The organism is uncultured Clostridium sp. (assembly GCF_900547735.1).
Classification (GTDB): domain Bacteria; phylum Bacillota; class Clostridia; order Lachnospirales; family Lachnospiraceae; genus Otoolea.
Window position 1 is genome coordinate 1 of the sequence record NZ_URHZ01000048.1, and the last position, 24018, is coordinate 24018.

24 protein-coding genes are annotated in these 24018 nt (G+C 48.3%); 18 read left to right on the forward strand and 6 right to left on the reverse strand.

Annotated features, from left to right (window positions below):
• The first annotated feature begins 692 nt into the window (after positions 1-692).
• From QZT18_RS14930 to QZT18_RS14940, 3 genes are all read left to right on the forward strand, one after another.
• Complete coding sequence (locus tag QZT18_RS14930) at positions 693-2759, forward strand: sigma-54-dependent Fis family transcriptional regulator (RefSeq protein ID WP_294148823.1); 2067 nt, start codon at positions 693-695, stop codon at positions 2757-2759.
• Positions 2760-3141: 382 nt separating this feature from the next.
• A complete protein-coding gene (locus QZT18_RS14935; RefSeq protein WP_294148825.1) occupies positions 3142-4125 on the forward strand; it encodes a 1-aminocyclopropane-1-carboxylate deaminase/D-cysteine desulfhydrase in 984 nt (327 codons plus the stop codon).
• A gap of 39 nt (positions 4126-4164) precedes the next feature.
• On the forward strand, positions 4165-5637 hold the full coding sequence (locus QZT18_RS14940) for a Na+/H+ antiporter NhaC family protein (protein ID WP_294148826.1): 1473 nt from the start codon (positions 4165-4167) through the stop codon (positions 5635-5637).
• A 260-nt stretch (positions 5638-5897) separates the two neighbouring features.
• On the opposite strand, the gene QZT18_RS14945 is transcribed toward QZT18_RS14940, so the two are convergent.
• Together QZT18_RS14945 and QZT18_RS14950 are read right to left on the reverse strand one after the other, a co-directional pair.
• A complete protein-coding gene (locus QZT18_RS14945; RefSeq protein ID WP_294148887.1) occupies positions 5898-7061 on the reverse strand; it encodes an FprA family A-type flavoprotein in 1164 nt (387 codons plus the stop codon).
• Positions 7062-7246: 185 nt separating this feature from the next.
• Positions 7247-8143: a LysR family transcriptional regulator gene (locus QZT18_RS14950; RefSeq protein WP_294148828.1), complete on the reverse strand. Its 897-nt coding sequence runs from the start codon at positions 8141-8143 to the stop codon at positions 7247-7249.
• A 273-nt stretch (positions 8144-8416) separates the two neighbouring features.
• Here QZT18_RS14950 and QZT18_RS14955 point away from each other — a divergent pair, with 273 nt between their 5' ends.
• The 8 genes from QZT18_RS14955 (at position 8417) to QZT18_RS23580 (ending at position 16859) form a co-directional block, all read left to right on the forward strand.
• Positions 8417-9565, forward strand: coding sequence for a mandelate racemase/muconate lactonizing enzyme family protein (locus QZT18_RS14955; RefSeq protein ID WP_294148830.1), 1149 nt, complete (start codon positions 8417-8419; stop codon positions 9563-9565).
• Positions 9566-9685: 120 nt separating this feature from the next.
• Entirely contained in the window at positions 9686-11062 is a 1377-nt protein-coding gene (locus QZT18_RS14960) for a sodium:solute symporter (protein ID WP_294148831.1), read from the forward strand.
• Positions 11063-11090: 28 nt separating this feature from the next.
• Positions 11091-12161 (forward strand): 1-aminocyclopropane-1-carboxylate deaminase/D-cysteine desulfhydrase, encoded by a 1071-nt coding sequence (locus QZT18_RS14965; RefSeq protein ID WP_294148833.1) that lies wholly within the window; start codon positions 11091-11093, stop codon positions 12159-12161.
• 12 nt (positions 12162-12173) lie between these two features.
• A complete protein-coding gene (locus tag QZT18_RS14970; RefSeq protein WP_294148835.1) occupies positions 12174-12698 on the forward strand; it encodes a nitroreductase family protein in 525 nt (174 codons plus the stop codon).
• Between the two features lie 207 nt (positions 12699-12905).
• Entirely contained in the window at positions 12906-13715 is an 810-nt protein-coding gene (locus QZT18_RS14975; protein WP_294148837.1) for an enoyl-CoA hydratase-related protein, read from the forward strand.
• A 21-nt stretch (positions 13716-13736) separates the two neighbouring features.
• Entirely contained in the window at positions 13737-15032 is a 1296-nt protein-coding gene (locus tag QZT18_RS14980) for an acetyl-CoA hydrolase/transferase family protein (RefSeq protein WP_294148839.1), read from the forward strand.
• 383 nt (positions 15033-15415) lie between these two features.
• Positions 15416-16525 carry a hypothetical protein gene (locus QZT18_RS14985; RefSeq protein ID WP_294148841.1) on the forward strand — a complete coding sequence of 370 codons (1110 nt, stop codon included), beginning with the start codon at positions 15416-15418 and terminating at the stop codon, positions 16523-16525.
• Positions 16526-16631: 106 nt separating this feature from the next.
• Positions 16632-16859, forward strand: coding sequence for a DUF6783 domain-containing protein (locus QZT18_RS23580; protein ID WP_366925893.1), 228 nt, complete (start codon positions 16632-16634; stop codon positions 16857-16859).
• Here QZT18_RS23580 and QZT18_RS14990 read toward each other — a convergent pair.
• Positions 16831-17382, reverse strand: coding sequence for a helix-turn-helix domain-containing protein (locus QZT18_RS14990; RefSeq protein WP_294148843.1), 552 nt, complete (start codon positions 17380-17382; stop codon positions 16831-16833). The genes QZT18_RS23580 and QZT18_RS14990 overlap by 29 nt on opposite strands.
• Positions 17383-17543: 161 nt before the next feature.
• On the opposite strand from QZT18_RS14990, the gene QZT18_RS14995 reads away from it, so the two are divergent.
• The 5 genes from QZT18_RS14995 (at position 17544) to QZT18_RS15015 (ending at position 20329) form a co-directional block, all read left to right on the forward strand.
• Positions 17544-18236, forward strand: a complete 693-nt coding sequence (locus QZT18_RS14995; protein ID WP_366925894.1) for an AzlC family ABC transporter permease — start codon at positions 17544-17546, stop codon at positions 18234-18236.
• Positions 18233-18559 (forward strand): branched-chain amino acid transporter permease, encoded by a 327-nt coding sequence (locus QZT18_RS15000; RefSeq protein ID WP_125142828.1) that lies wholly within the window; start codon positions 18233-18235, stop codon positions 18557-18559. The genes QZT18_RS14995 and QZT18_RS15000 overlap by 4 nt, the downstream gene beginning before the upstream one ends.
• 48 nt (positions 18560-18607) lie before the next feature.
• A complete protein-coding gene (locus tag QZT18_RS15005; protein WP_294148845.1) occupies positions 18608-19021 on the forward strand; it encodes a GNAT family N-acetyltransferase in 414 nt (137 codons plus the stop codon).
• A gap of 153 nt (positions 19022-19174) precedes the next feature.
• On the forward strand, positions 19175-19492 hold the full coding sequence (locus QZT18_RS15010; protein WP_294148848.1) for a CD3324 family protein: 318 nt from the start codon (positions 19175-19177) through the stop codon (positions 19490-19492).
• A gap of 78 nt (positions 19493-19570) precedes the next feature.
• A complete protein-coding gene (locus QZT18_RS15015) occupies positions 19571-20329 on the forward strand; it encodes an alpha/beta fold hydrolase (RefSeq protein ID WP_294148850.1) in 759 nt (252 codons plus the stop codon).
• A 172-nt stretch (positions 20330-20501) separates the two neighbouring features.
• On the opposite strand, the gene QZT18_RS15020 is transcribed toward QZT18_RS15015, so the two are convergent.
• Both QZT18_RS15020 and QZT18_RS15025 read right to left on the reverse strand, forming a co-directional pair.
• The gene (locus QZT18_RS15020; protein WP_294148852.1) at positions 20502-21587 is read right to left on the reverse strand and encodes a DUF4179 domain-containing protein; all 1086 of its coding nucleotides are present in this window, start codon (positions 21585-21587) and stop codon (positions 20502-20504) included.
• Positions 21580-22134 carry an RNA polymerase sigma factor gene (locus QZT18_RS15025; RefSeq protein WP_294148854.1) on the reverse strand — a complete coding sequence of 185 codons (555 nt, stop codon included), beginning with the start codon at positions 22132-22134 and terminating at the stop codon, positions 21580-21582. Before QZT18_RS15025 ends, QZT18_RS15020 begins: the two co-directional genes overlap by 8 nt.
• A 346-nt stretch (positions 22135-22480) precedes the next feature.
• Here QZT18_RS15025 and QZT18_RS15030 point away from each other — a divergent pair, with 346 nt between their 5' ends.
• Positions 22481-22681 carry a hypothetical protein gene (locus QZT18_RS15030; protein ID WP_294148856.1) on the forward strand — a complete coding sequence of 67 codons (201 nt, stop codon included), beginning with the start codon at positions 22481-22483 and terminating at the stop codon, positions 22679-22681.
• A 122-nt stretch (positions 22682-22803) separates the two neighbouring features.
• On the opposite strand, the gene QZT18_RS23585 is transcribed toward QZT18_RS15030, so the two are convergent.
• On the reverse strand, positions 22804-22881 hold the full coding sequence (locus tag QZT18_RS23585) for a putative holin-like toxin (protein WP_227030990.1): 78 nt from the start codon (positions 22879-22881) through the stop codon (positions 22804-22806).
• A 584-nt stretch (positions 22882-23465) separates the two neighbouring features.
• On the opposite strand from QZT18_RS23585, the gene QZT18_RS15035 reads away from it, so the two are divergent.
• Entirely contained in the window at positions 23466-23930 is a 465-nt protein-coding gene (locus QZT18_RS15035) for a low molecular weight protein-tyrosine-phosphatase (protein ID WP_294148858.1), read from the forward strand.
• Positions 23931-24018 lie beyond the last annotated feature (88 nt).

Here is a 24018-nt window from a genome sequence, read left to right on the forward strand (position 1 = left end):
GGAAAGTTTTCTCCTTCCTTCCCCGGGCAGGTTGTCGACGGGACTGAAGACTCAGCGAAGGTGTTGCCCCGTCCGTCATCTTCAGAGGCTGATTGTCTCTTTCGTCAAGTGAGGAGATGGTGTTATCGCAGCCACGACGCTGCTGTGGAACTTTTACAATCCAACTAAGTTCAAACAGAAGACAATTTACCGTTATCCGAGCAAACGTAGTGGTTGCGACAATACCTCACCCACTTGAAGAAGCAGAACAAATCAGCGGCCGCAGGCCGGAGCAGGAATGGCGATTACCTCGGCGTCTTCAGTCCCGGCTATAACCTTCCTGTGGGGGAGGAGGGAGAAAAAGATTTCGGAGGGAACCTGGAGTTCATCGGCACTTACCGAGGTTTTTTCGAGGTTAGTGTCCGTTATGTACTCCAAAGAGCGCGAGCGTTTCCCGCAGGAACTTTTTCTGCCCGGATTCCCCACCTGCTAAAACCTGGCGCCCGGGACTGAAGACTCACAACCTCCCTTTCGCCATTCCACCCCGCCCGTCCCGGCAGCGTTCTCCGTCTCAATTAAAGCGTCTCAATTAAATCCCCCGCCTCATTGCAATACCCCCCAATAACTGCTAAAATAAACATCAGTCAAAAACAATTCGGAACTTTTACGGCAGCATCAGTATTACAAAAGCGGAGAGCGGGAGGAAATATACAGTGAAAACCGTAGTGATTATTTCTCATGGAATGCGGACGGCCAATATCTATGCGGAGCAGATTCTGGCCCTGTTTGACGGTTCGATCAGCGTGGAGCTTTATGCCCTGGAGGAGAATCTTCCCAGGAATATTTCCGCCGATGTGGTCCTGATTTCCACACATGCCATTTATACGTTGATTGAGTCGAGGCTGCGTGACTGCCGACACGTTATTATTGCGGATATCACGCTGAGAAAGAGCGCAATTAACAGGCTGCTTTCTATTCCCGAGGGGACGAAGGCGATGCTTGTCAACACTACGATGGAGATGGCAATCGAGACAATCAATATGATTTACAACTCGGGAATTAATCATATCGAACTCCTGCCCGTTTATCCGGGAATCGAGGTGATACCGCCTCTTACAATGGCAATCACACCCGGGGAAAAGGCATTGGTTCCACCCCGGGTTACAAATATTGTGGATCTGCATGACAGGGTTTTGTCCATGCGCACCATAGCGAACCTGGCGGCGAAGCTGAACCTTACGGCCATGCTGCAGAGCGACTGCGCGAAAGCGTATTTCAGCAGCCTGGCCCAGGGGGATCTGGGGATTGAGCAGCTGCTGGATCAGGTACATGAGCAGGAGAGAAAACTGGATCTCGTCATGCAGGTGTTTGACGGGGGGATCATCACGCTGACGGGCAGCGGCACGGTCTCTTTTGTCAACGCTTCTGCGGAGCATCTTCTGGGGAAAAAATCGCTGGCGGCCATTGGGCAGCAGGTGGAGACGCTTCTTCCGGAACTGAGCGAGCTCAAAATCACGCAGCTTTCCGAACCGATCCGGGACCAGGTGGTGACGGTCCGGGATCAGCTTATGGATGTTTCCATTTATCCGCTGACCGGTTCCTCGGCGGCGGGGGAATATATTCTGATGATAAAAACCCTGAAGGACGTGGAACTTAACCAGTATAAGGTGCGCCGCCAGCTAATTTCCAAGGGACACGTGGCAAAGCATGATTTTACCGATATCAGGACACAGAACCCGAAGATGCAGAAGATCAAGGAAACGGTGGGGCGGATGGCCCGGTCTTCCTCCTCGATTGTGATTTATGGACAGAGCGGAACCGGAAAAGAGCTTTTTGCCCAGTCGATCCACAATGCGTCCTCGCGGAAGGATTATCCTTTTATTGCCATCAACTGCGCCTCCATCCCGGAGAGTCTGCTGGAAAGCGAGCTTTTCGGCTATAGTGAAGGAGCGTTTACCGGGGCTAAAAAAGGCGGCAAGGCCGGATATTTTGAGCTTGCCCATAAGGGGACGCTGTTCCTGGATGAGATTGGTGAGATGGATCTGGCGCTTCAGGCGCGGATTCTGCGTGTCCTGCAGGAAAAGGAGGTGATCCGGGTCGGGGGAGACAACGTCATCAGCATTGATGTCCGGATCATATCCGCCAGCAACAAACGCCTGCTGGATCTGGTAAGGCAGAATAAGTTCCGGGAGGATTTGTATTACCGGCTGAATGTCCTCTCTGTTGAAATACCGCCGCTGCGGGAGAGGAGAGAGGATATTGCGCTGCTGATAGAGGATTTCCGGTCCCGGATGGGAGCGGAATTTACTCTTTCACCAGATGCGCTTGAATACCTGACCGTATATCCGTGGCATGGAAATGTGCGGGAGCTGGGGAATTTTGTCGAACGGCTTTCCTATCTGGGAAAAGAGGTTATTACCCTGGGAGATGCCAGATCCCAACTGGACAGCCGGCCGGAGGAGGCGGAGGGGGCGAAGGAGGATCCTCTGCTGGAACATTTTCTTATCCAGGAGCGGCCGCGTCTTGAACGTCATGCCTCTATTCTGTCACTTTTATATTACAATAAGCAGGCCGGGGTAAAACAGGGAAGGCAGGGAATCAGCCGCAGCCTGGAGGCAAAGGGGACTTCCCTCAGTGAACAGGAAGTGCGGATGTATCTGCAGACGCTGCAGTCGTATGGGCTAGTACGGATTCATACAGGGAGAAGCGGGACGGAGCTTACTGTTTTGGGGCAGCAGGCAAATGACAGGCTACGGGATTTACTTCAATTGAATTGTTAAGAAAAATAGTTATGAAAGATAATTGTGAGAAAGTGGCTGAAAAACTGGTCTTTGAAAAACCAATTTATCAACCACTTTCTTTTTGTACCATTATTCACACCATCATTAAAAACAGGCCATAAGATTATTTTAAATTTATACCCGGGACAATTTTGCTTTATGGAGGGATTCTCTCCGGAAGGGAACAGACGGTTTTTTCTTTGATAATGCGGGGGACGAGGCAATAAATCTGCTTTATTCCACCCGTGTGAAGTGGAGAAACAGTCCGCTTGGAACGGAAGACGTCTTTTGTCAATTACAAAAGTACAAAAATTGGCACGATTCTTGCTGTATAATAGACTAGTTTCGACATGTCCAAACAAAAAAAGAGAGGAGAGGGAAAATGAACATTTTAGAATCAGAACTCAGCAGGGTCGAACGCGCACGCTTTGCCACCCTGCCGACTCCCCTGGAACCACTTAAAAATCTGGAACGGCGGATGGACTATTCCGGCATTTTTATTAAACGTGACGATTTAACCGGCCTGGGACCGGGGGGAAATAAACTTCGGAGTCTGGAATTTATAGCGGGAAAGGCAATGGCCGAAGGCAAGGATACATTGATTGCATCCGGTCCGGTTCAATCCAATCTGTGCACGTTGACGGCGGCGGCCTGTGCGAAGCTGGGGCTGAAATGCATTGTGGTGCACAATGGAGCCGAGCCGGAACATCTTACGGGAAATCTTCTGCTCAACCGCCTGCTGGGGGCCGAATCCCATTTTATAGGGGATGCCTCTGAGGAGGAGCGGACCGCATTTGTGGAGGAGCTTGCCGAGAGGATTTCACCGGAGTACAGCCCGTTTATCATCCGCAACGGCGCTACCACGGGGACGGGGGCGCTGGGATATACGAACGCCATCATTGAGATGGAGCGCCAGTTCCGGGAAAAATCCCTTCAAAAGGGCACGATATTTGCTCCCGGCGGGAATGGGGGAGTTGCATCCGGCCTGATTTACGGCAATGCCCTCTGCGGATTTCCATTTAACATCGTTATTATCAGTGTGGAGGATGGGAAGGAGAGATTGAGCGCCCATATCAACAAAATTATTTCGGAATTGGAGGAAATTCTGGGACTTCCGTTCGGATATAGCCTGGAGGAGGCCTGTATCATCGACGACAGCTACCGGGGAGGCGGCTGGGGAAAGAATACCCCGCAGAGCGGTCAGGCTGTCCTGGATTTTCCCAAAATGGAAGGTATCTTAATTGAGAATGTATATAACAGTAAGGTTTTAGTTGGAATGCAGGATTACATAGAACAGGGGAAAGTCTCCGGCCCGGTATGTTATCTGCATACAGGCGGGCTGGGTTCTCTGTTTGCCCAGTTCTAAACGTGAAAATCGACACTGTTAAAGAAAGGATGAGTTCTTATGAAAGCGATAATAAAACTGTTTCCGGTTGTGGTACTGGCCGGTCTTTTGCTGAATGGCGTGGATATTCTTCTGGCAGCCCCCACCGCAACGGTACTGGCGGGGATTCTGGCATTTGTTCTGGATAAACAGTCATATAAGCAAATTTATAAATCTGCGATTGAAAATGCAAAGAATCTGATTGATATTCTTTTTATCCTTATGATTTCCTTTGCCATGGCCGAGGTGTTTATGGCCAGCGGCGTTGGCGCGTCCATTATTATTGTTGCGATGAAGGTCGGACTGACCGGCGTCACGGTTGCAAGCGCATCCCTGATCGTCACCTCCCTGCTTTCAATTGCAACGGGAACTTCCTGGGGAACATTTGCGGCCTGTGTGCCGGTATTCCTGTGGTTATCCCATATTGTAGGCGGTTCCCCTCTTCTGACGGTTGCCGCTATCGCGGGAGGCTGCTGTTTTGGCGATAATATCGGCCTGATCTCGGATACAACCGTGCTTTCTTCCGGTGTGCATGAGGTTGAAGTAACCGACCGTGTGCGCCACCAGGGAGCATGGTCCATCTCCTGTCTGGTGGTCAGCGTTGTGGTATTCTTTATCGTTTCCCAGGCCATGGGGCTGGGCGGCGCGGTAGGCAATGCAAACGAAGCGATTGACGCAATCCCGAAGGAAGTATGGGAGACACTGATGGTGGAGCGTCCCTCCGCGGTAACCCTGCTGGAACAGGTGCGCAGCGGAGTGCCTCTTTACCTGCTGCTTCCCCTTGTGGCCGTTATTGTTATGGCCGTTAAAGGCATCGGCACGGTCATCTGCCTCGGTTCCGGTATCGGCCTGGCCCTTGTATGCGGCCTGTTTGCCAATACGCTCACTCTTTCATCCTTTGCTAATCTCGTTTATACCGGTTTTTCAGACGCCGGTTCCTGGTCGGTCAGCATGACTTTATGGACTGCGGCATTCGGCGGAATCATGGGAGGCATGAATGCATTTGATCCGATTATCAGGGGAGTTTTAAAAATTGCCCACAGCGTGCGCCAGCTCATGATGTGCAATGCCCTGCTTTCCCTGCTCTGCAATGCGGTGCTGGGCGACTGTACGGGCCAGATTGTAACGATGGGGCCGATTATTAAAAATATGACGGACAATGCGGTCGAGGCAACGCCGGAGCAGATGTACAAACTGCGCCTGCGCAACTCCACCTACTCCGATGCCTTCGGAACCATCGGTTCCCAGCTTATACCGTGGCACGGCTACATGATTTTCTTTACGGGTCTTGCTACAGCGGTTTATCCACTGTATGCATTTACCCCGATGAAAATTATTTCCGCCAATTATCTGAGTATGATATCCGTTGCATCCATGCTGATTCTCACCATCACCAGTCTGGACCGGTTCTTCCCGGGATTTAAGATTCCGAGTGAGCCGGACGTGCGTCTGAGAACGGCGGAAGAGATGGAACAGCGTAAGCAGGCGTCATAAACCGATTTTCAGTAAGAATGTCAATAATAAATAGGGTGTTTTAAATATTACGCCGATGGTGTCGGCCGGTGTGTAAAAAGGGCCGGTCACCGCCGTCCAACCGTAAAGCGCCGCCCGCCTGTGAAACCACATAAGTTTCACAGGCGGGCGGCGCTTTCTTATGGAGTGGCAAAGAAAAATTCGCGAAGCGTGTTTTTCTTTGTCTGAAGTTAACAATATTTTTGGACAAATACGAATTATATAAAAGGAGACTGTTCTGCTTAGTTCAGGCCTTTTATCTTCTCACCGATTTCTTTTAACTGTTCCTCAGAAGGAATATACTGAATCTTCAGAGTGTCAAGGCAGAGGTCAAATCCGCATTTTTTGAGTTCCTCATCAATCTGTGCGTTAGCCTGTCCGCCCCAGCCGTAGGAGCCGAAGGAGAACGCCCTGCGGTTCTTTGGGGAGAGGCCCTTCATGTAGCAGAGGAAAGCCGCCACGGTCGGAAGCATATTGTTGTTGAGGGTCGGTGAACCGACGGCTACATATTTGCAGTCCAGAAGATTTACGATGATGTCCGAGAGGTGGGACTGCTTTAAATCGTAAAGCTTCACCGGAACGCCCTGCTCTGTAAATGCCTCGGCAATCGTCTGTGCCATAGTCTCCGTGGAATGCCACATGCTGTCGAAGACCACAAGCGCCCCGGTCTCCGGTTCGTGGGTGCTCCATTTTTCATAGGCATCCAGAATATCATCCACATGGCTTCTCCAGATGACGCCATGGCTTGGGGCGATCATTTCGGGAGCCAGTTCCTTGACGGTCTTCCAGGCCCCGGCGGCCTGTTTTCCGTAGCACATAATAATATTGGCATAATATTTCTTTGCCTCCTGCATAGTCTCACAGAAGTCGGAATCATCGTCAAAGCGGGTGTTGGTGCAGTAATGCTGTCCGAATGCGTCGTTGGAGAAAAGCAGTTTTTCCTCCGGGCACCAGGTGACCATATTGTCCGGCCAGTGGAGCATTGGGGTAGCGACAAAGGAGAGAGAGCGTTTTCCGAGACTTAAGGTGCTGCCGCTCTTCACGGGCATGTAATTGAGCTGTCCGTAATGGGCGGTCAGTCCCTTCACTCCGCTGGGAGCGCTGGTGACGATTGTGGCGTTCGGGCAGGCCTCCGCCATGGCGGGAAGAGCGCCGGAATGATCCATCTCCACATGGTTTGAGATTATGTAATCAATTTTAGAAGGGTCGATGATACTGCTGATCCGCTCCAGCAGTTCTTTGGAAAACGGCGCCTTTACCGCATCGATCAATGCAACCTTCTCGTCAATAATCAAATAGGCATTGTAGGTTGCGCCCCGGTTCGTCGTGTATCCGTGAAAATTGCGCAGGTGCCAGTCCAGCGCCCCCACCCAGTATATGCCTTCTTTAACCTGAACTGCGTTCATCATTTGCATCCTCCTTGCTGACTTTAAACTGATAATTTTTTTATAAGTTCCGTATCATTACGATTCAAAAGAAGTGTAGTATATTTGAGCCGGAAATGCAAGACTTATAACGTTAAAATTTTATCATGATAAGAACCTGAAGAGAAAAAAATGACTGCTTACCGGTTTTTTCCGCGGAACGTTTTTTATGATTTATCGCTCAGATATTCTTTCAGGTAGGAGGCCAGCGACATAATCAGCGCCAGGTTCGGGTGATTTTTCCGCGCCATCAGGGTGATGGTATAAGGGAAAAGATTACGTTTGAATGGAATGATATCGAGATCCGGAAATTTTGGAAGAAAGACATCTGTAAAATATCCTTTGATCGTGATTCCGGCACAGCGGTCCCGGCTGCAGGTCTCATACATATACAGGGTATCGCTGACCCTCAGGACTTCTTTTGGAAGGCAGTCATGCCCGGTGCAGAATTCCAGAAAACTCTGGTAAGCCAGATCGTTGATGGAAAGTACGAACGATTCATCGCGCAGTTCTTCCAGTTTCACGTACTCATTCTCAAAAGCAGGATGCTCCTTCGGCAGCAGGAGAACGCGGTCCTGCGTCTTAAGTTCATTCTGGTAATACTCTTTTCCCGGCGTATAGTCCGAGATAATCAGAATATCCAGCTCCTTATTATTTAAAAGTTCAATACTGTGCTTGTAAGTATACTCCTCAACGTCATAGGAGACATGGGGATAGTCCTTGAAGAAATCCTTCCACATGGTTTTTGAAATAAAATACCGGCAGCCGGCGCCCAGCCCAATCTTCAGATAGCCGTAATTCTGGCGGATAAATTCATTCATATGTTTTTCCAGCGCCTGCATCTCCCTGAGGGCCGCCTGACAGGAAACATACAGTTCACGTCCGAGGGGAGTGGGGGTGACGCCTTTGTGGTTTCTGTAAAAAAGCTGGGCATTCAGCTCCTGTTCCAGAGTGGCCAGCGCCCGGCTGAGGGCCTGCTGGGAGATGAAAAGAGATTCCGCCGCCTTAAAGAAACTGCCGCATTCATAAACTTTTACAAAATACTCTAACTGTCTTATATTCATGCCATCATTCCCTTCTGTCAAACGGCTGCTTTGTCATCCCGCGATTTCTCTATATTATACAACAGAAAGTTGTAACTGTGTAAAGAAAATACTGTTTTTCACGCAAATATGTTTCTGCTAAAATGAAGTCAAGTAAAGAAACTGTAAATAAAGATAAAAATAAATAATAAACAATTAAAACCCGGGTGAAATATAAAAAAGAAAGAAAAAAGATGATGAAGCGATAAAAACAAAACAGCGGCAATGAGACAATTGCTATGACAGGAGGAAGAGATGAAGATAACGGACATTACCTATGACTGCGTAAACGTACCTTTTCCCGAGGAATTCCATCCAACATGGTATCCGGGAAAAACGGAGAGCGGCCAGGTGATTTTTGTGGTTCGTGTCCACACGGATGAGGGGATTACCGGCTGTGCCTGCATGGAGGCGCCCCACGGCATACTGAAACTGGTATGCGATATGATGGATTATGCCAAAGAAATGGTAGTCGGTGACTCGCCGTTTGATATTGAAAAGATTATGTTCAAGCTCCGCAATGTGGCCAGAGTGGCCACCAGGCCGTGGGCGATTGAAAACGCCTGCTGGGATATTATCGGAAAAGCTGCGGGACTGCCGGTATATAAGCTCTTTGGAGCCTGCCGGGACAGAGTTCCGGTCTATGCGGCCTGGGGAGAGATCCGTTCTAATGAGCAGAGAAAAGAGGATGCAAAACGCCTTGTGGAGGAAGGTTTTAAGGCCGTCAAGGTCCGTTTCACCCATAAGACGGTCAGAGAAGATATTGCAATAGTGGAAGCGGTACGGGAGGCAGTCGGCGATAAGCTGGAAATCATGGTGGACGCCAACCAGGGCACCGCCTGTGAGCGCAACAATAACGGATACCCCTATGTGTGGAGCTATGAAAGGGCCAGGGACACGGCGAGGGAGATGGAGAAACTCGGCTGCGCCTGGCTGGAAGAGCCGCTGTGGCGGTACAATTTCGACGGCCTTGCCAGGCTGAATGAAGAAGTGGACATTCCGATTGCGGGAGGGGAAATCAATATCGGAATTCCGGACTTCAAAATAATGCTGGATAAGGGGTGCTATGAGATACTGCAGCCCAACTGCACAATGAGCACGGGGATCAGTTATATCAGAAAGATTGCTGCGATTGCCGATTCCTACGGAAAGACGGTGAATCCGCACGCATACATACCGGGAACCGGCGTTTTACAGAGTATGCATATGGTCGCCTCGATTCCCAACTTCACATGGCTTGAGTATCCCTATGATCCTCCGACCCTGACGCCGGGGGCGTTCCAGGGAATCCTGAAGGAAAACTATTTCGTGGAGGAGGACGGCTGCATCCCGCTTCCGCAGAAACCGGGATTTGGAATTGAAATCGATGAGGAGCTTGTGAAAAAATACAGCATTTTAAATTAAATTATTTTTCCGGCCGGAAAATAATAAATGAAACAAGAAGTTTTTACTGAAGAGAAGGTTTTCGGTTACTGGGTATGGAGTAAACAGTAACGTTTATCGAGAAAGAACAGGAGGAAGGGTATGAATATTTTACAGCTTATTGTTGTCGTTATGGTCTTGTATCTTGGGGGAATGCTGGCGGTCGGATTTTACGGTAAAAAATATGCCAACTCATTTGAGGATTACCTGACGGCGGCAAAACAGGGAACATTCCTGATGGTCTGCGGTTCCTATATCGGTTCCCATATCGGAAACGGTATCGTGGTGGGCGGCGCGGAGTACGGCGCCATATACGGAATCGGAGGTATCTGGTACGGCGTAGGTTCCGCCCTGGGATACGTTCTCTTTGCCTTTGTTCTGTCAAAGAGGCTTTACCGCACGGAACAGCTCACAATGTCGGATATCCTGAATAAACGGTATGGGGCCAGGATTACCGGTACTATCTTTGCGGTAGTCAATGCGCTGGCGGCCATGAGCATCATGGCAGGTCAGATTATTGCAGGAAGAAACCTGTTTTCCTATTTTGGCATGAACGCAACTCTGGGCGCCGCTGCGGTTTGCCTTATCGTATTTATCTATTCCACTATGTCGGGCCAGTGGGGAGTCCTGATGACGGATATGATTCAGGTAGGCGTAATTTTCTTATGTACCTTAATTGTATTCGGCTGCATGTTGTCACAGGGCGGACTGGGACTGATGAAAGAGGTTCTTCCAAGCTCTTTCTACGAACTGATTCCTTTCGAACTCGACACCTGGGTGATGATGCTGTTCCCGTCCATGCTGTACGGACTGATTTCCAGTGCGTCTTTCCAGAGAAATATGTCCTGTAAAAATGAAAAAACGGCATTCCATTCTGCATTCTGGGGAGCGATGATCCTGCTTCCGTATGTAGTGCTTCCGGTCCTGATCGGTATGTACGGAATCGCTTTATATCCGGACGCAGCGCCGGGAACAATTCTGTTCCATGTGCTGATTGAAGCATTCCCACCGATTGTGGCGGCCCTTATGATTGCAGCTTTAATGGCGGCAGTTATGTCAACGGTTGACTCACAGCTTATTTACGTGACCGGCTCCTTTACAAACGATATATACAAGGCATATTTTGATAAAAATGCAAGTGAGAAGAAGTTGAACCAGATCGCCCACGTCGCCACATTCTTAATCGGCCTTATCGTGCTATATCTGGCTCTCGGGGCAAAAACGATCATTTCCATGCTGTCCGCGGCCTACACCTTCATGTGCGCCGGAACACTGGTCATGTTTATCGGAGGAATCTTCTGGAAGAAGGCAACCAAGGCGGGAGCAATCGCCAGTTCGATAACGGGAATGTTTTTTGTAGTCCTGTACAAATACTGCGGCGTGCATCTTCCGGTATCATCCATTTTCCCGATTCTGCCGTCTCTGATTGCTTATGTGGCAGTGAGCCTTATGACACAGCCGAAGGAAGCTTCCCATTAATGCTTCCAATCAATTGAGCGGAGGAAAAATGAAATTATACCATAAGAAACTGGAGCTGGGGTGTTATCCCACCCCTCTCCAGAGGATGAAAAGAATAGAAAAAGAATTTTCGCTGCCCGTGCCGTTTTACATTAAAAGGGAAGACTTAAGCGGATTGGGGCCCGGAGGCAATAAGGTACGGTGTATGGAGTATCTGCTGGAGGAAGCCGTATCGGAAGGATGCGATACCGTCGTCGCCTCGGGGCCCTATGAATCAAACCTGTGTACAACCGTGGCGGCAGCCTGCGCGGCTCTGTCCCTGGACTGCGCCCTCGTCTATAATTCCTTTCGGCCGGAGGACAGAAGAGGAAACATGGTATTGAATAAAATATTGGATGTGCGTGAGGTCTTCCTGGGATCCTGCAGCGGAATGGAACGGAATGAAAAAGCGGCTCTGCTCTGTGACGGATACAGAGCGGAGGGAAAAAATCCCTTCCTGATAGAAAACGGCGCTTCCACCGGGCTGGGAGTCCTCGGTTATATCGATATGCTCCGTGAGATAAAAGAGGGGCTGGAAAAAGAGGATGGTACGGCGGATAAAACGGCGGGAGAGGCGGCTGAAACGACGGCCGGACCTACGACTGAAACAGTGACAGAAACGGCGGGAGCGGACGGCCGGAAAAAACTGGGCCGCATCTTTGTGCCGGGAGGCAACGGAGGGATAGCGGCAGGCCTGATATGCGGTAATTATCTCGAAAATATGCCGTTTGAGATCACGGTAATCAGTGTGGAGCACAGTAAAGAGATATTAGAGAACCGGATAAAGAAGCTGATTGCGGAAACGGAACAGTATGTCGGCCCGATCGGGTGTGAGCTGGAATCGCTTTGTGAGGTTACAGACCTCTACGCCGGGAACGGCTGGGGCAGCAATACGGAGGAAAGCAGCCGGATGGTAAAACGTTTTCCTCATCTGACCGGTATCTATATTGAAAATATTTATTGCAGCAAAACGGTGGTGGGCGCTGTCACGGAATCTGGAAAAGGGGAGAGCGGTCTGCCTGTAATATATATCCATACCGGCGGATTTGCCTCACTGTTTGCACAGTGCGGCCCAAGTTAGGGAGGAATATGCATGAAAGAAATATTTGAGCGGAGAAGCACAAGAAAATATCAGGACAAACCGGTGGAACGAGAGAAGATAGAAAAAATTCTGCGCGCCGGGATGTGTGCGCCTTCGGCCGGTAATGAGCAGCCGTGGCACTTTCTGGTAGTGGAGGACAGGGAGGATTTAATCAGGCTCTCGGAGCTTCATCCTCATGCCGCCATGCTTCCGGAAGCCGCATTTGCGGTGATACTGTGCGCGGACCCGTCACTGCAGAAATACAGGTTCGACTTCTGGATCCAGGACTGTTCGGCAGCCGCCGAAAACATGCTTCTGGAGGCGGAACACCTGGGCGTGGGAGCCGTGTGGCTGGGCGTTTATCCAAATGAGGAGAGGATAAAAACCATAAGGCCGGAATTCGGCATCCCGGATGGGATAGAGATTCTCTGCCTGATGTCCTTTGGCTATCCGGAATTTAAGAAGACGGCAAAAGACAGATGGGATGAGAGCCGCGTCCATCTGGGGCGGTGGAACTGTGAGAAGGACATAAACTGAGAGACAGGGGCGGAAGGATAGGAGCAGAAAGACAGAAGCGTAAAAGACAGAAGCGGAAAGACAGGAGCGGAAAGACAGAAGCGGAAAGACAGGAGCAGAAAGACAGGAGCGGAAAGACAGGAGCAGAAAGATAGAAGCAGAAAGAAAAAACTGAAATGCAGAAATAGAAAAATAAAAGCTGAAAAACAGTGGGAGGAAACAGATATTATGAGCCAGACAGACGTACTTTTATATGAAAAACAGGGAAAAATCGGAAGAGTTATTATCAACCGTCCGAAAGCGAGAAATGCATTCAACCAGGAACTGGTGGAGAACCTGGGAGAATTTATTAAAATGGCGGATCAGGATCCGGAGACCAACGTAATTGTTATCAGTGCGGTGGGGGATAAGGCATTCAGCGCGGGTTTTGACATTAAGGAAAGTATTGGCGAGCCGATTGTAGACGTGATTCCAAGAAGAGAGAATACGGCAATGGAATTAAATACATGGCGGGAAGTCTGGAAATGCAAAAAACCCGTGATTGCATCCGTACAGGGATTCTGTATCGGCGGCGGACTTCACCTTGCATTCATGTGCGACCTGGTGATTGCATCCGAGGACGCCAGGTTCGGAGAGCCGGAAGTGGCATTTTCCTATGTTCCAGACATCCTGATTGAGCCGTGGAAACTCCCGATGAATAAGGCGAGACAGCTTTTATATCTTGGTGAATATCTGACCGCGGAAGACCTCCGTGAATGCGGCGTTGTAAATAAGGTGGTACCGTTTGAGAAGCTGGAAGAGGAGACAATGAAGGTTGCCGAGCGACTTGCCGGAATGCCTGCCGATACGATGACCATGTTAAAATACCAGGTCAACAAGACGTATGAGATTCAGGGCATGGTCAATGCCATGGATTTTGCAGCAGAGATTTTCAGCCTGTGCCGCATCAACCAGGCCCAGACGCAGAAAGAATTCAACGAGATTGTGAACAGCCAGGGACTTAAAGCGGCGCTGGAATGGAAAAATAACCGCTCATAAAAAGGACAATGGAGAACGAAAATGTGTCAGACATGGAAAGACCAATATAATGAAAAACTGATAACAGCGGCTCAGGCGGCGGCCATGGTGAGGAGCGGGGACAGCTTTTGCGCTGTGACAAGGGAGCCGAAGACAATCCTCAGGGAACTGGGAAAGAGAAAAGACTTAAAGAATGTGACGTATTTCTGTTCCCAGACCAACTTTCTGGGAGAACTGGAGGGGCTGGGAGATGAGGTGAGGGTTTTCCTCAGTTTCATGGACGGCATGAACCGGGAGTATATTGAGAACGGCTTTGCGGAATTTATCCCCTGCGGTTTTTCGGGATACGGCAAACTGGCAATGAACGCACTAAAATGCAGGATAGCGATGCCCTGTGTTTCAAAGCCCGACGAAAACGGCTATGTTTCCATGGGAAATGCAGCGGACGGTATGCCGGTAATTGCCACCCAGGCGGAGCTTGTTATCGCCGAAATCAACCCGGAACTTCCGTTTGTGCTCGGGGCGAATGTAAAACATATTTCCGAATTTGATTATATTGTGGAGGGAGACGGGTATCCCCTCAATCTCAGGGAGATTGACGATGCCGAGGAAAGCCGCGAAATTTACCGGGCAATCGGTAACGCCCTTTCGGAACTTGTGGAGGATGAGGCCACGATAGAAGTGGGACTGGGACGCCTGAATTCTTCCGCCATGATGTATATGGAGCCAAAAAAAGATCTGGGAGTCCACACGGAAATCTACGGGGATCTGCTGATGGAACTGACGAAAAAGGGAATTATCACCAACAGAAAGAAGACGCTCCATCCGGGAGTCTCCGTCTGCGCCCAGCTCGTAGGTTCCAGGGAGCTGTTTGATTTTGCCGGACACAATCCGGGAATTAACATGAACAGCTGCCAGAATGTTTTAAATCCGGGCCTGATTGCGCAGAACAGGAGAATGACGGCAATTAACAATGCCGTGCAGGTCGATCTTCTGGGACAGGCTAACTCGGAATATCTGAAAGGAAAGCAGTATTCCGGTATGGGCGGAATTGCCGACTTTTCAACGGGCGCAGCGCTTTGCCCGGACGGGAAATCCATCGTCGTGGTGGAGTCCATTACGAAAAACGGTAAGTATTCCAAGATCGTTCCGTTTTTTACCCCGGGAACTCCGGTGTCCCTGACGCGTACCATGGTGGAATATGTGGTCACTGAGTACGGCGCGGCCGTTCTGGCCGGAAAGACCGTCGCGGAACGGGCCAGGGAACTGATCCGGGTTTCGCACCCGAAATTCAGAGAAGAACTTACCTTCCAGGCAAAAGAACTGGGGCTGATTTAAAAAATAACAAGTATAAAGATAAAGACTGCTTACATCCCAAATGCTACAGGGTGTAAATACACTGCCGGATTTCACTCCCCTTTAAAGAGAAAACCGGCAGGTTTTTTAATTCACAGGAAATTACATCCGATGAATCAAAATCGCTCCGCGAGGATGCACATGCCGCGCAGAGGCAAATAGTTGCTGAAGCAACCGCGCGGCAGCGCAAGAATCCCGGGCAGGCGGGCACAGCGGAAGACAGGAATCATGCCTCTAAACCGGATCCCTCCCATAATTGTTTTCAGGTGGTTGTTGGAAGTATCGAAATATGATAAATTAGTTATAGAAGAATGGCTGCGGTGTGTAACCGAAAACCAATACAGAACTACAGGGAGGAATTTATCATGTCATTTCAATTAAAAACGTATCAGGCCCCGGATTTTACCCTGCCCCGGTTTACGGAGGCGCCGGAAGCAAAGTTTGAGCCTGCTCCGTTTGACAGAGTCGCTCCGGACGGATATCATGCAACCACAATTTTCCCGGAATATTTTAAGGTGGGCGGCCGCTGGCTGCTGGCTGAAGAGAGCCGTATGGACTGTGTCGCAGTCTATGAGAATGAGAAAATTTTCGTCCGTGAATTCAGGAACCTGAAACAGGGCGATATGGTATTCACGGGCAGGACGGAAAACGGAGAAGACGGGATCTATGTGTACCCGGACGGTTTCAGCGAGTTCTCCGGGAGCGATGCAGACGGGGCAGACAGCCAGGAATCGTTTGCCTTCCGCCAGAGCCGTTCCAGGGAGACCGCTTTTTCCAGGGACTATGACAATATCTACGAGCTGCTGGAATATGAGAAGGAACACGGTTATGTGGCCTGGGTACTCGGCCCGGCCTGTGCGTTTGACGCCGATTCCAGGGCAGCGTTCTCAAAACTGGTGATGAACGGCTATGTAGACGCGCTGTTGGCCGGAAATGCTCTGGCGACTCATGATTTGGAGGGCGCTTATTTGAAAACGGCTCTCGGGCAGGATATTTATACGCAGCAGAGCTACCAGGGAGGCCATTACAATCATATTGATACGATCAATAAGGTGAAATACCACGGTTCCATTCCGGCCTTTATTGAGAAAGAGGGAATCGACAACGGCATTATTTACAGCTGTGTAAAGAAGGATGTACCTTTTGTGCTGGTTGGATCCATCCGTGACGACGGGCCTCTACCCGAGGTTCACGCCAACGTTTACGAGGGCCAGGATGCGATGAGAAAATGCATCAGCAAGGCAACAACGGTCATCTGTATGGCGACAACGCTTCATTCCGTTGCAACGGGCAACATGACGCCGTCCTTCCGCGTGATGCCGGACGGAACAATTCGGCAGGTCTATTTCTATACCGTAGATATCTCGGAGTTCGCGGTGAATAAGCTGGGCGATCGAGGCAGCCTGTCGGCAAAGGGAATTGTAACCAATGTGCAGGATTTTGTTGTGAATGTGAGTAAAGGGCTGAAGCTGTAAAAAGGGCTGAAGCTGTAAAAAGAGTTGAAGCTGCTGAAACTGAAACACCCCTGTATGGATTAAATGATCCGTACAGGGGTGTTTCGACATCCGAATTCCGATACCGGTGTTTTTTATCAGCGATGGTTATACTCCACTCCTTCCTAGAGCGTGTTTGAAAATTCATTCCCGCCATCTGCACGCCCCACTTCGCGGCATATTTGGGCCCAATTCAGTCAGCGTAGCCCACTACGCCTTCTTCATTGGACCCAAATCTCCCACAAAGTGTGACGCACAGCCGACGGAAAGCAATTTTCAAACACGCTCTAGCCTGGATAGAAATTTACCACCATAAAGGTAAGGAGCGTATTCCTGCTGTTGATATAGGTGTGTGCAATGGAAGAATCAAACACAAGAGAGTCCCCCTCGTTCAGCGTATAATCTTCTGTTTCCGTGTGAAGCACCAGCTCCCCCTGGATAACATAAATATACTCCTCTGCCTTTACGGAATGCCCGATCGAGGCATTGGAGGATTCGGCGTCCAGTTCCACATAGAATAACTCGAAATTGCGGACCGGTGTGCTTGTAAAATAACAGTATACCCGGTAATGTTTCGTCTCATCGGTCTGCATCATGGAGTCGGATTTCCGGATAACGGTCGCCTTTTTCTCTATTTCTTCCATTAATCTGGTGTATGGCACATTCAGGCCGTTGGCAACTTTCCAGATGGTATTGATGGTGGGATTGCTGCCTCCTTTTTCAATATCTGAAAGCATGGCCTTGCTGATACCCGATATTTTTGATAATTGTCCCAGCGTCAGGTTGCGTTCGGTGCGGAGCAGCTTTAAGTTGAGTGCAATAATTTTTCCAAGATCCATGTAATACCCCTCTCTCGGCTTGACAGATATAGCGAACGATTGTATGATATATAAAACGATTTGTTCACTGAATCAAACGAGTGTTCAATATTTTATGATTATATAGAACAGTATAAAAAAACTTTGATAAAAGATCAAGAAAAACAGGGAGAAATGAAGTTATGAAAATGAAAGCATTCAGAGCCGCCTTGCCTTACACAGTACCAATCTGCGTGGGTTTCCTATTTATCGGAATGTCTTATGGGTTCCTGATGAGAAGCAAAGGATTTTCTTTTGTCTATCCGATGCTTATGAGTTTTTTTATCTATGCGGGCTCAATGGAGTTCGTCACCGTGAATCTGCTGCTGTCGGCATTTAACCCGTTTTACGCGTTCTGCCTGACACTGATGGTCAATGCCCGGCATCTGTTTTATGGGATTTCCATGCTGGATAAATACAAGAATCTGGGCTGGAAAAAGCCGTATCTGATTTTTGGGATGTGCGATGAAGCGTTTATGATTAACTGTACTGCAACAATGCTGCCGGGGGTAGACAGAGGATGGTTTATGTTTTTTGTAACCATGCTCAATCAAATCTACTGGGTTGCCGGGGCAACCCTGGGAGCGCTGCTGGGATACGTCATACATATTGATACAACGGGCATTGAATTTGTGATGGTTGCCCTGTTTGTCGTGATGTTTATCAACCAGTGGGAGGAGACAAAAGATCACCGTTCCGCCCTCACGGGACTCGCGTGTTCTCTGCTCTGCCTGTTGGCTTTCGGAAGCCGGAGCTTCATCATACCGGCTATGGCGCTGATTATCCTGTGCTTTACACTGGACAGAAAGAAAGTAAATAAGGAGGCGGCACAATGACTACCATTCAAAGTGTAATTACGATTCTCGTCGTCGTACTGGGGACGATGCTCACAAGATTTCTTCCATTCCTGATTTTTCCGGAGGGAAAGACGCCTCCGCCCTATATTGCCTACCTTGGAACGGTGCTGCCCTATGCCGTGATTGGCCTGCTGGTGGTTTACAGTTTGAAAGACGCTTTTTATACGCCGTATCACGGAGCGCCCGAGGGGATAGCCGTCCTTTTTATTTACATCCTTCATAAGTGGAAAAAGAATACGCTTTTGAGCATCGGCGGAGGAACGGTTTTGTATATGGTTCTGGTGCAGACGTGTTTTCGGTGATATAATAAACACAAACATAAATTTAAATCCGTCGGGGGGACAATGCTTATGGAGATTATTTATACGGAAGAAAAGAAATTTACCCAGGAACAGGTACAGGAATTATTTCTGTCCGTGGGCTGGATATCAGGTCAGTATCCGAGCCGGTTATATAAGGCTCTGATGAATTCCTCTACCGTAATCACGGCATGGGACGGAGACAGGCTGGCCGGTCTGGTCAGGCTGTTGGACGACGGCGAACTGCTTGCCTATCTGCATTATGTACTGGTCAGTCCGGACTATCAGGGGCATGGTATTGCAGGAACGATGGTCCGGATGGTCAAGGAAAAATACAGGGACTATCTCTACATTGAAATCATGCCGGAGGAGAGCAAAAACGCCGCTTTTTACAAGCAGTTCGGTTTTGAAGTAATGGAAGACGGAGTGTCCATGCAGCTTTGCAATTTCAGCAATAAGATTTAAAGTACGGATGTAATGAGTAAAGGAGGCGCCTGAATGGGTTGTGGAGTAAGTGGCTGTGCATAGCAAAGGCTATGACACACTAAAATTAAAAAATTAATATAATCGTGGATAATAGCCTTTGCAATCCTAAAATCATAAATTAGGAGGCGCAGAGTGAGCTATCGAAATGTATACGATTTACTGCCGGAAGAGATTGTGGCGCAGATACAGGATTACATAGACGGCCAGGCAATCTACATCCCCAAAAAAGAATCCAATAAAAAGTGCTGGGGAGAAAATACGGATACAAGACAGGTACTGGCAGCCCGCAACAACCGGATTTATCGGGATTACCAAAGTGGGATGAGTACCGTGATGCTGTCGGAAAAATACTATCTGGCCGAAAAGAGCATCCGGCGGATACTTAAAAAAGAGAAAGAACAGAATATAAATTTTCATAGGACGCCTGAACCGCGGAACAGAATCATTTGATAAACAAACAGGAAGTTTAACCGCCATGCCTGCTCTGGTACAATAGAACCATGAATTGATTTTATGGAGGTGGCGGAGATGGCATTTTTTAAATATGCGGGTAAAAACGTTTATTATGAAGAAACCGGTTCCGGGCAGCCGCTGTTTTTGCTGCACGGCAACAGTGTTTCGTCAAAGATGTTCGGCGGGGCAGCTGACCTGTACCAGAATGACTTTAACGTGATTCTGGTGGATTTCCTGGGGCATGGAAACTCCGGCCGGCTCAAAGAATTCCCGGTGGATTTCTGGTATGATGAGGCGATGCAGATTATTGAACTGATACTGCTTAAGGGGTATGAAAAGGTGAACCTGATCGGGACAAGCGGAGGGGCGCTGGCCGCCCTGAATGTGGCATTGGAACGTGAGGATCTGGTTGACAAAGTAATTGCAGACAGTTTTGAGGGGGAAAGCGTCCTCAGCTCCTGGGCTGATACCGTCCGGGAAGAACGTGGACGGACAAAGAGCCTTGAACAGATGCGTCTGCTTTGGGAATACTGCCATGGCGGCGACTGGGAAAGTGTCGTTGACAATGACACGGACGTTATCATCAGGCATGAGAAGTCCGTAAAAAGTTTCTTCCACAAAGATCTGGCGCAGCTAAACGTACCGGTTCTTCTGACGGCAAGCATGGAAGATGATGAGTTTGCAGAGAGAATGGACATAGAAAGAACATTCAGGGATATGGCGGATAAAATACCTGATGCAAAGCTGCACCTCTTTCCTAACGGAGGGCATCCGGCTATGCTGACAAATGTGGAGGAATTTTCAGAGCTTGCAAAAGAATTCTTTGGAGTATAGGGAAATAGGGTATCAGAACATCAAGACATCAGGATCTTAGAATATCAGGACCTTAGGGAGCATTTAAAGAATGAATAAGCAGGGAAGAATTCCATGATTTTGGAGTCCTTCCCTGTTTTTTAATTTACTTTTGCTTTTGCCTTTTTTTAAAATTCAATGAAGAACGGTCTTATTAATTAACCGGATATGCGGTTCCATTTACGGTAATGGACTGTACCTCTTTTATCTGGATGATCCGTCCGAATTCTCCTGCAATAGCAAGTTTTCCGCTTGGATTTCTCTGTCCGTACGTTGCGACCACAAGCGGCCCTGTCATTGGGTCTTCTCCGACAACAACGCCGCCGCCACCGGTTACGGTTTCTCCGTCCCCGGAGTCAAAGGAACTTGGGTTGATTAGTTCTTCCTGAGTCCCATCCTTAAAGGTGAGGCTGATAGAGGGAGTGGGAAGTCCGCCGGAGGCATTGCCTTCATTTCCAATAACCAGAACGCCCAGAGGAGAAATCTGGAGTGTTTCAATGGTCAGGCTGTTGTCGATAACCTGATTGATAGTGAGCTCGGTAGCCGCCGCCGAACCCTTTATATCTGATTCCAGGGACAATCCTCCCAGATCGTCGGCCAGGGAGACTTTCATGTTCCAGCCCGTGCAGTCGGTCAGAGAATCCATCTGGATATGATATAAATGCCGGCCATTAGTTGAAAACTCCGTCAGTTCATTACACGTAAACGACATGGCATTTTCCTGGCGGCCGGAATCGGAAGCAGGGGGCTGCAGGGTCACATCAAACAGGTCGATGGGCTCTTTTTTTTCAACATCGCCGTCCGCTTTGCCGGACATGGTTTTCAGTGATACGATCAGGTTGAGTTTATAACCGTCTGTCAGCATACTTTCCAGGGACATCTGGCGGGTGTTGTCGGATACGGTAATCTGGGGTGTCAAAATATCCTGTTTTGCATTGTCCACGGTATCCCCGAAGATGGAGCGGAAGTAGTCAAAACCTCCGGCCATGGCAAATGCGGTCGTCGAAAACAGACACAGGACGGCTGCGATTAATAATATTTTCCATGATTTCTTTCTCATTGTACCTCTTTTCCCGGCCGGTGCGGCCGTTTCCTGTTCCGTGCGGAGTTTTTGGAATACGATATCTTCAATCCGCTGCTCGGAAGGTTTCAATTCTGTCATATTTTCCACATCCAAATCTTCAATGTACTGCTGATCCAGCCGGGAACATAAATCGCTGATTTTTATCTTTTTACTCATACTGGTATCCCCTTTCTTCAAAGATCCCTTTTAACCGTTTACGGCATCGGTGCAGCTTGGTCCGGATCGTTGCCTGATTCAGGGTTAACCGTCTTCCGATGGCCTCAATACGTTCTCCCAGGAAATAGAATCGGATGAATATTTCCCGGTCCGGCTCGCCAAAATCCTCCACCGCCGAGTCGATAATCCGGGTCTGTTCACGCTGGATAGCCAGCTCATCCGGATTTTCTCCGGCATGCAGTGTTATGATGTCCTCGTCAAAGGGGAGGGGAACATCCTTTATCTTCCGCAGTCTGCTGATTGCCGCATTGCGCGCGGCCTGGGCCAAATAAGGGCGCAGCGGCCTGTCCTCTTTCAAACCGTCCGCATGGCTCCAGACGGACAGAAATACGTCGGCAGACAGCTCCTCCACATCCTCCACCAGCAAAATGCCCTGGGAAATGTTGCAGACGATGGCGGTCACATAGTTTGTATACTGCTTCATCAGAAGACGCAGACCTTCTTCCTCTCTGCGTTTCATTTTCTGGATGATTTCGTAATCATTCATGGCATCCTCCTTTTTAAGTATCTCACCTAACAGTACGCAGTCCGTCGGAAAAGGTTTCAGTACAATCGGGAATATTTTAAAATATGTAGAAGTGTGGGCAGGAACAATGGTAATGATAGGGGAAATGCTGGAAAATTTGACAGACATGGGAGTAGAAGTCACCCGGCGGCAGGAACCTGATTGGGATCATTATACTAAACGGTTATTCGGTTGTAAACGGCAGACAAATAAGAAGTAAATGATTAAAAAGTACATAAATAATAAATACGTAAATAAAAATCAGCACTCGATCATTATGTGAATTTACAGCAGACTTTAATCATTAAAACAAATGGAGACAGAAACGATGATGAAGTACAATGGAGATAGAATTAATATTCTTTTTGTTGATTACGGCTACACCCTGAAAAGTCCCGGAAAATCTAGTGAAATTAATAGTTTTCCGAATCGGAGGGGCGCTTACTACACCAGTTTAATTCGGATTAGAGTCTTGATATGGCAAGGAAAAGTGGAAATGAGAGGAAAGAAAAGCACTGAAAAATCGTGATTGACAGATAAATCAAAATTGATTTATAATAAAGGTACAAAAAGGCAGTTCACTCCAGCGAGTGGCTTCCAGAATCTTATGTTTCTATAAAAATAGTCACTATTGCTCTGGTAGGCGGGTGACTATTTTTTTGTACCTATAATCATAACAACAAGTACTCCAAACGCAATCATTAAAGAAAGTGTCTCATATGTACTCATGTTATACCATCCCCCTTTCGGAGATGGAAGCTACCCAGCAGTAGGAAGTGCCTGTCAAAATTATACTAAATGGCCAAATAGATGTAAACAGCAGAAGGATTGAGAAATGATTAAATATAGTTGACATTTGCCAGAAAAAACAATTATAATAAGGGTAGAAAAAGGCAGTTCACTCCAACAGAGTGGCTTCCAAGTTAATAACTCAATAAAAAATAGTCACTAAGCTTGCAGGCGGGTGACTATTTTTTTCTACCATTGTGCTTATCTATGTATACCAGGATTGCGACAATTAGCATTGCCACATTTATGATCATCATAAATTCCTCATATGTAGACATCACAGACCACCCCCTTTCGGAGATGGAAGCCACCCAGCAGTAGGAACTGCCTGTATTAATTATACAAGACGTCAAGCAGGCTGTAAATGAAAGTATAAAAAAATAATTGGAGATGTATTCCGCGGAAAAAATGATTCATTTTTGTAGTAACATGCTGATTGTGTAATAACTGATATGAGTGCTAAAAACTCGATAAAACCTTGCAAAATGGGGGGAGATTTTGGCATTTTGAAAAAGGAGAAATTTATGATAAAAATACTATTTATTTGCCTCGGAAACATTTGCCGCTCTCCCCTCGCGGAATACATCTTCCGCGACATGGTAACCAAGCAGGGCCGCGGCACAGATTTTTACATTGCATCCGCTGCCACAAGCACGGAGGAGATTGGCAACCCGGTTTACCCGCCGGCCCGGCGGAAACTTCAGGAACACGGGATTTCCTGTGAGGGTAAGAGGGCTGTTCAGCTTAAAAAGAGCGATTACGACAAATATGATTATCTTTTAGGAATGGAAGAGCGCAACATTATTAATATGAAACGGATTCTGGGCGGAGATCCGGACGGTAAGGTATTTCGGCTTCTCGATTTTTCAGACCGCCCCCGCAACATTTCGGATCCCTGGTACACCGGTGATTTTGACACGGCGTATGAGGATATCAGAGAGGGATGTGAGGCATTTCTGGATTTTTTGAATGAAAGAAAAGGGCGATAATAAACGAAGTCCTGTAAAAAGTGCATATGGCAGGAAAAATACAGGAGATTCATGAAGGCAGTGAATCTCCTGCATTTGGTCTTTCCGC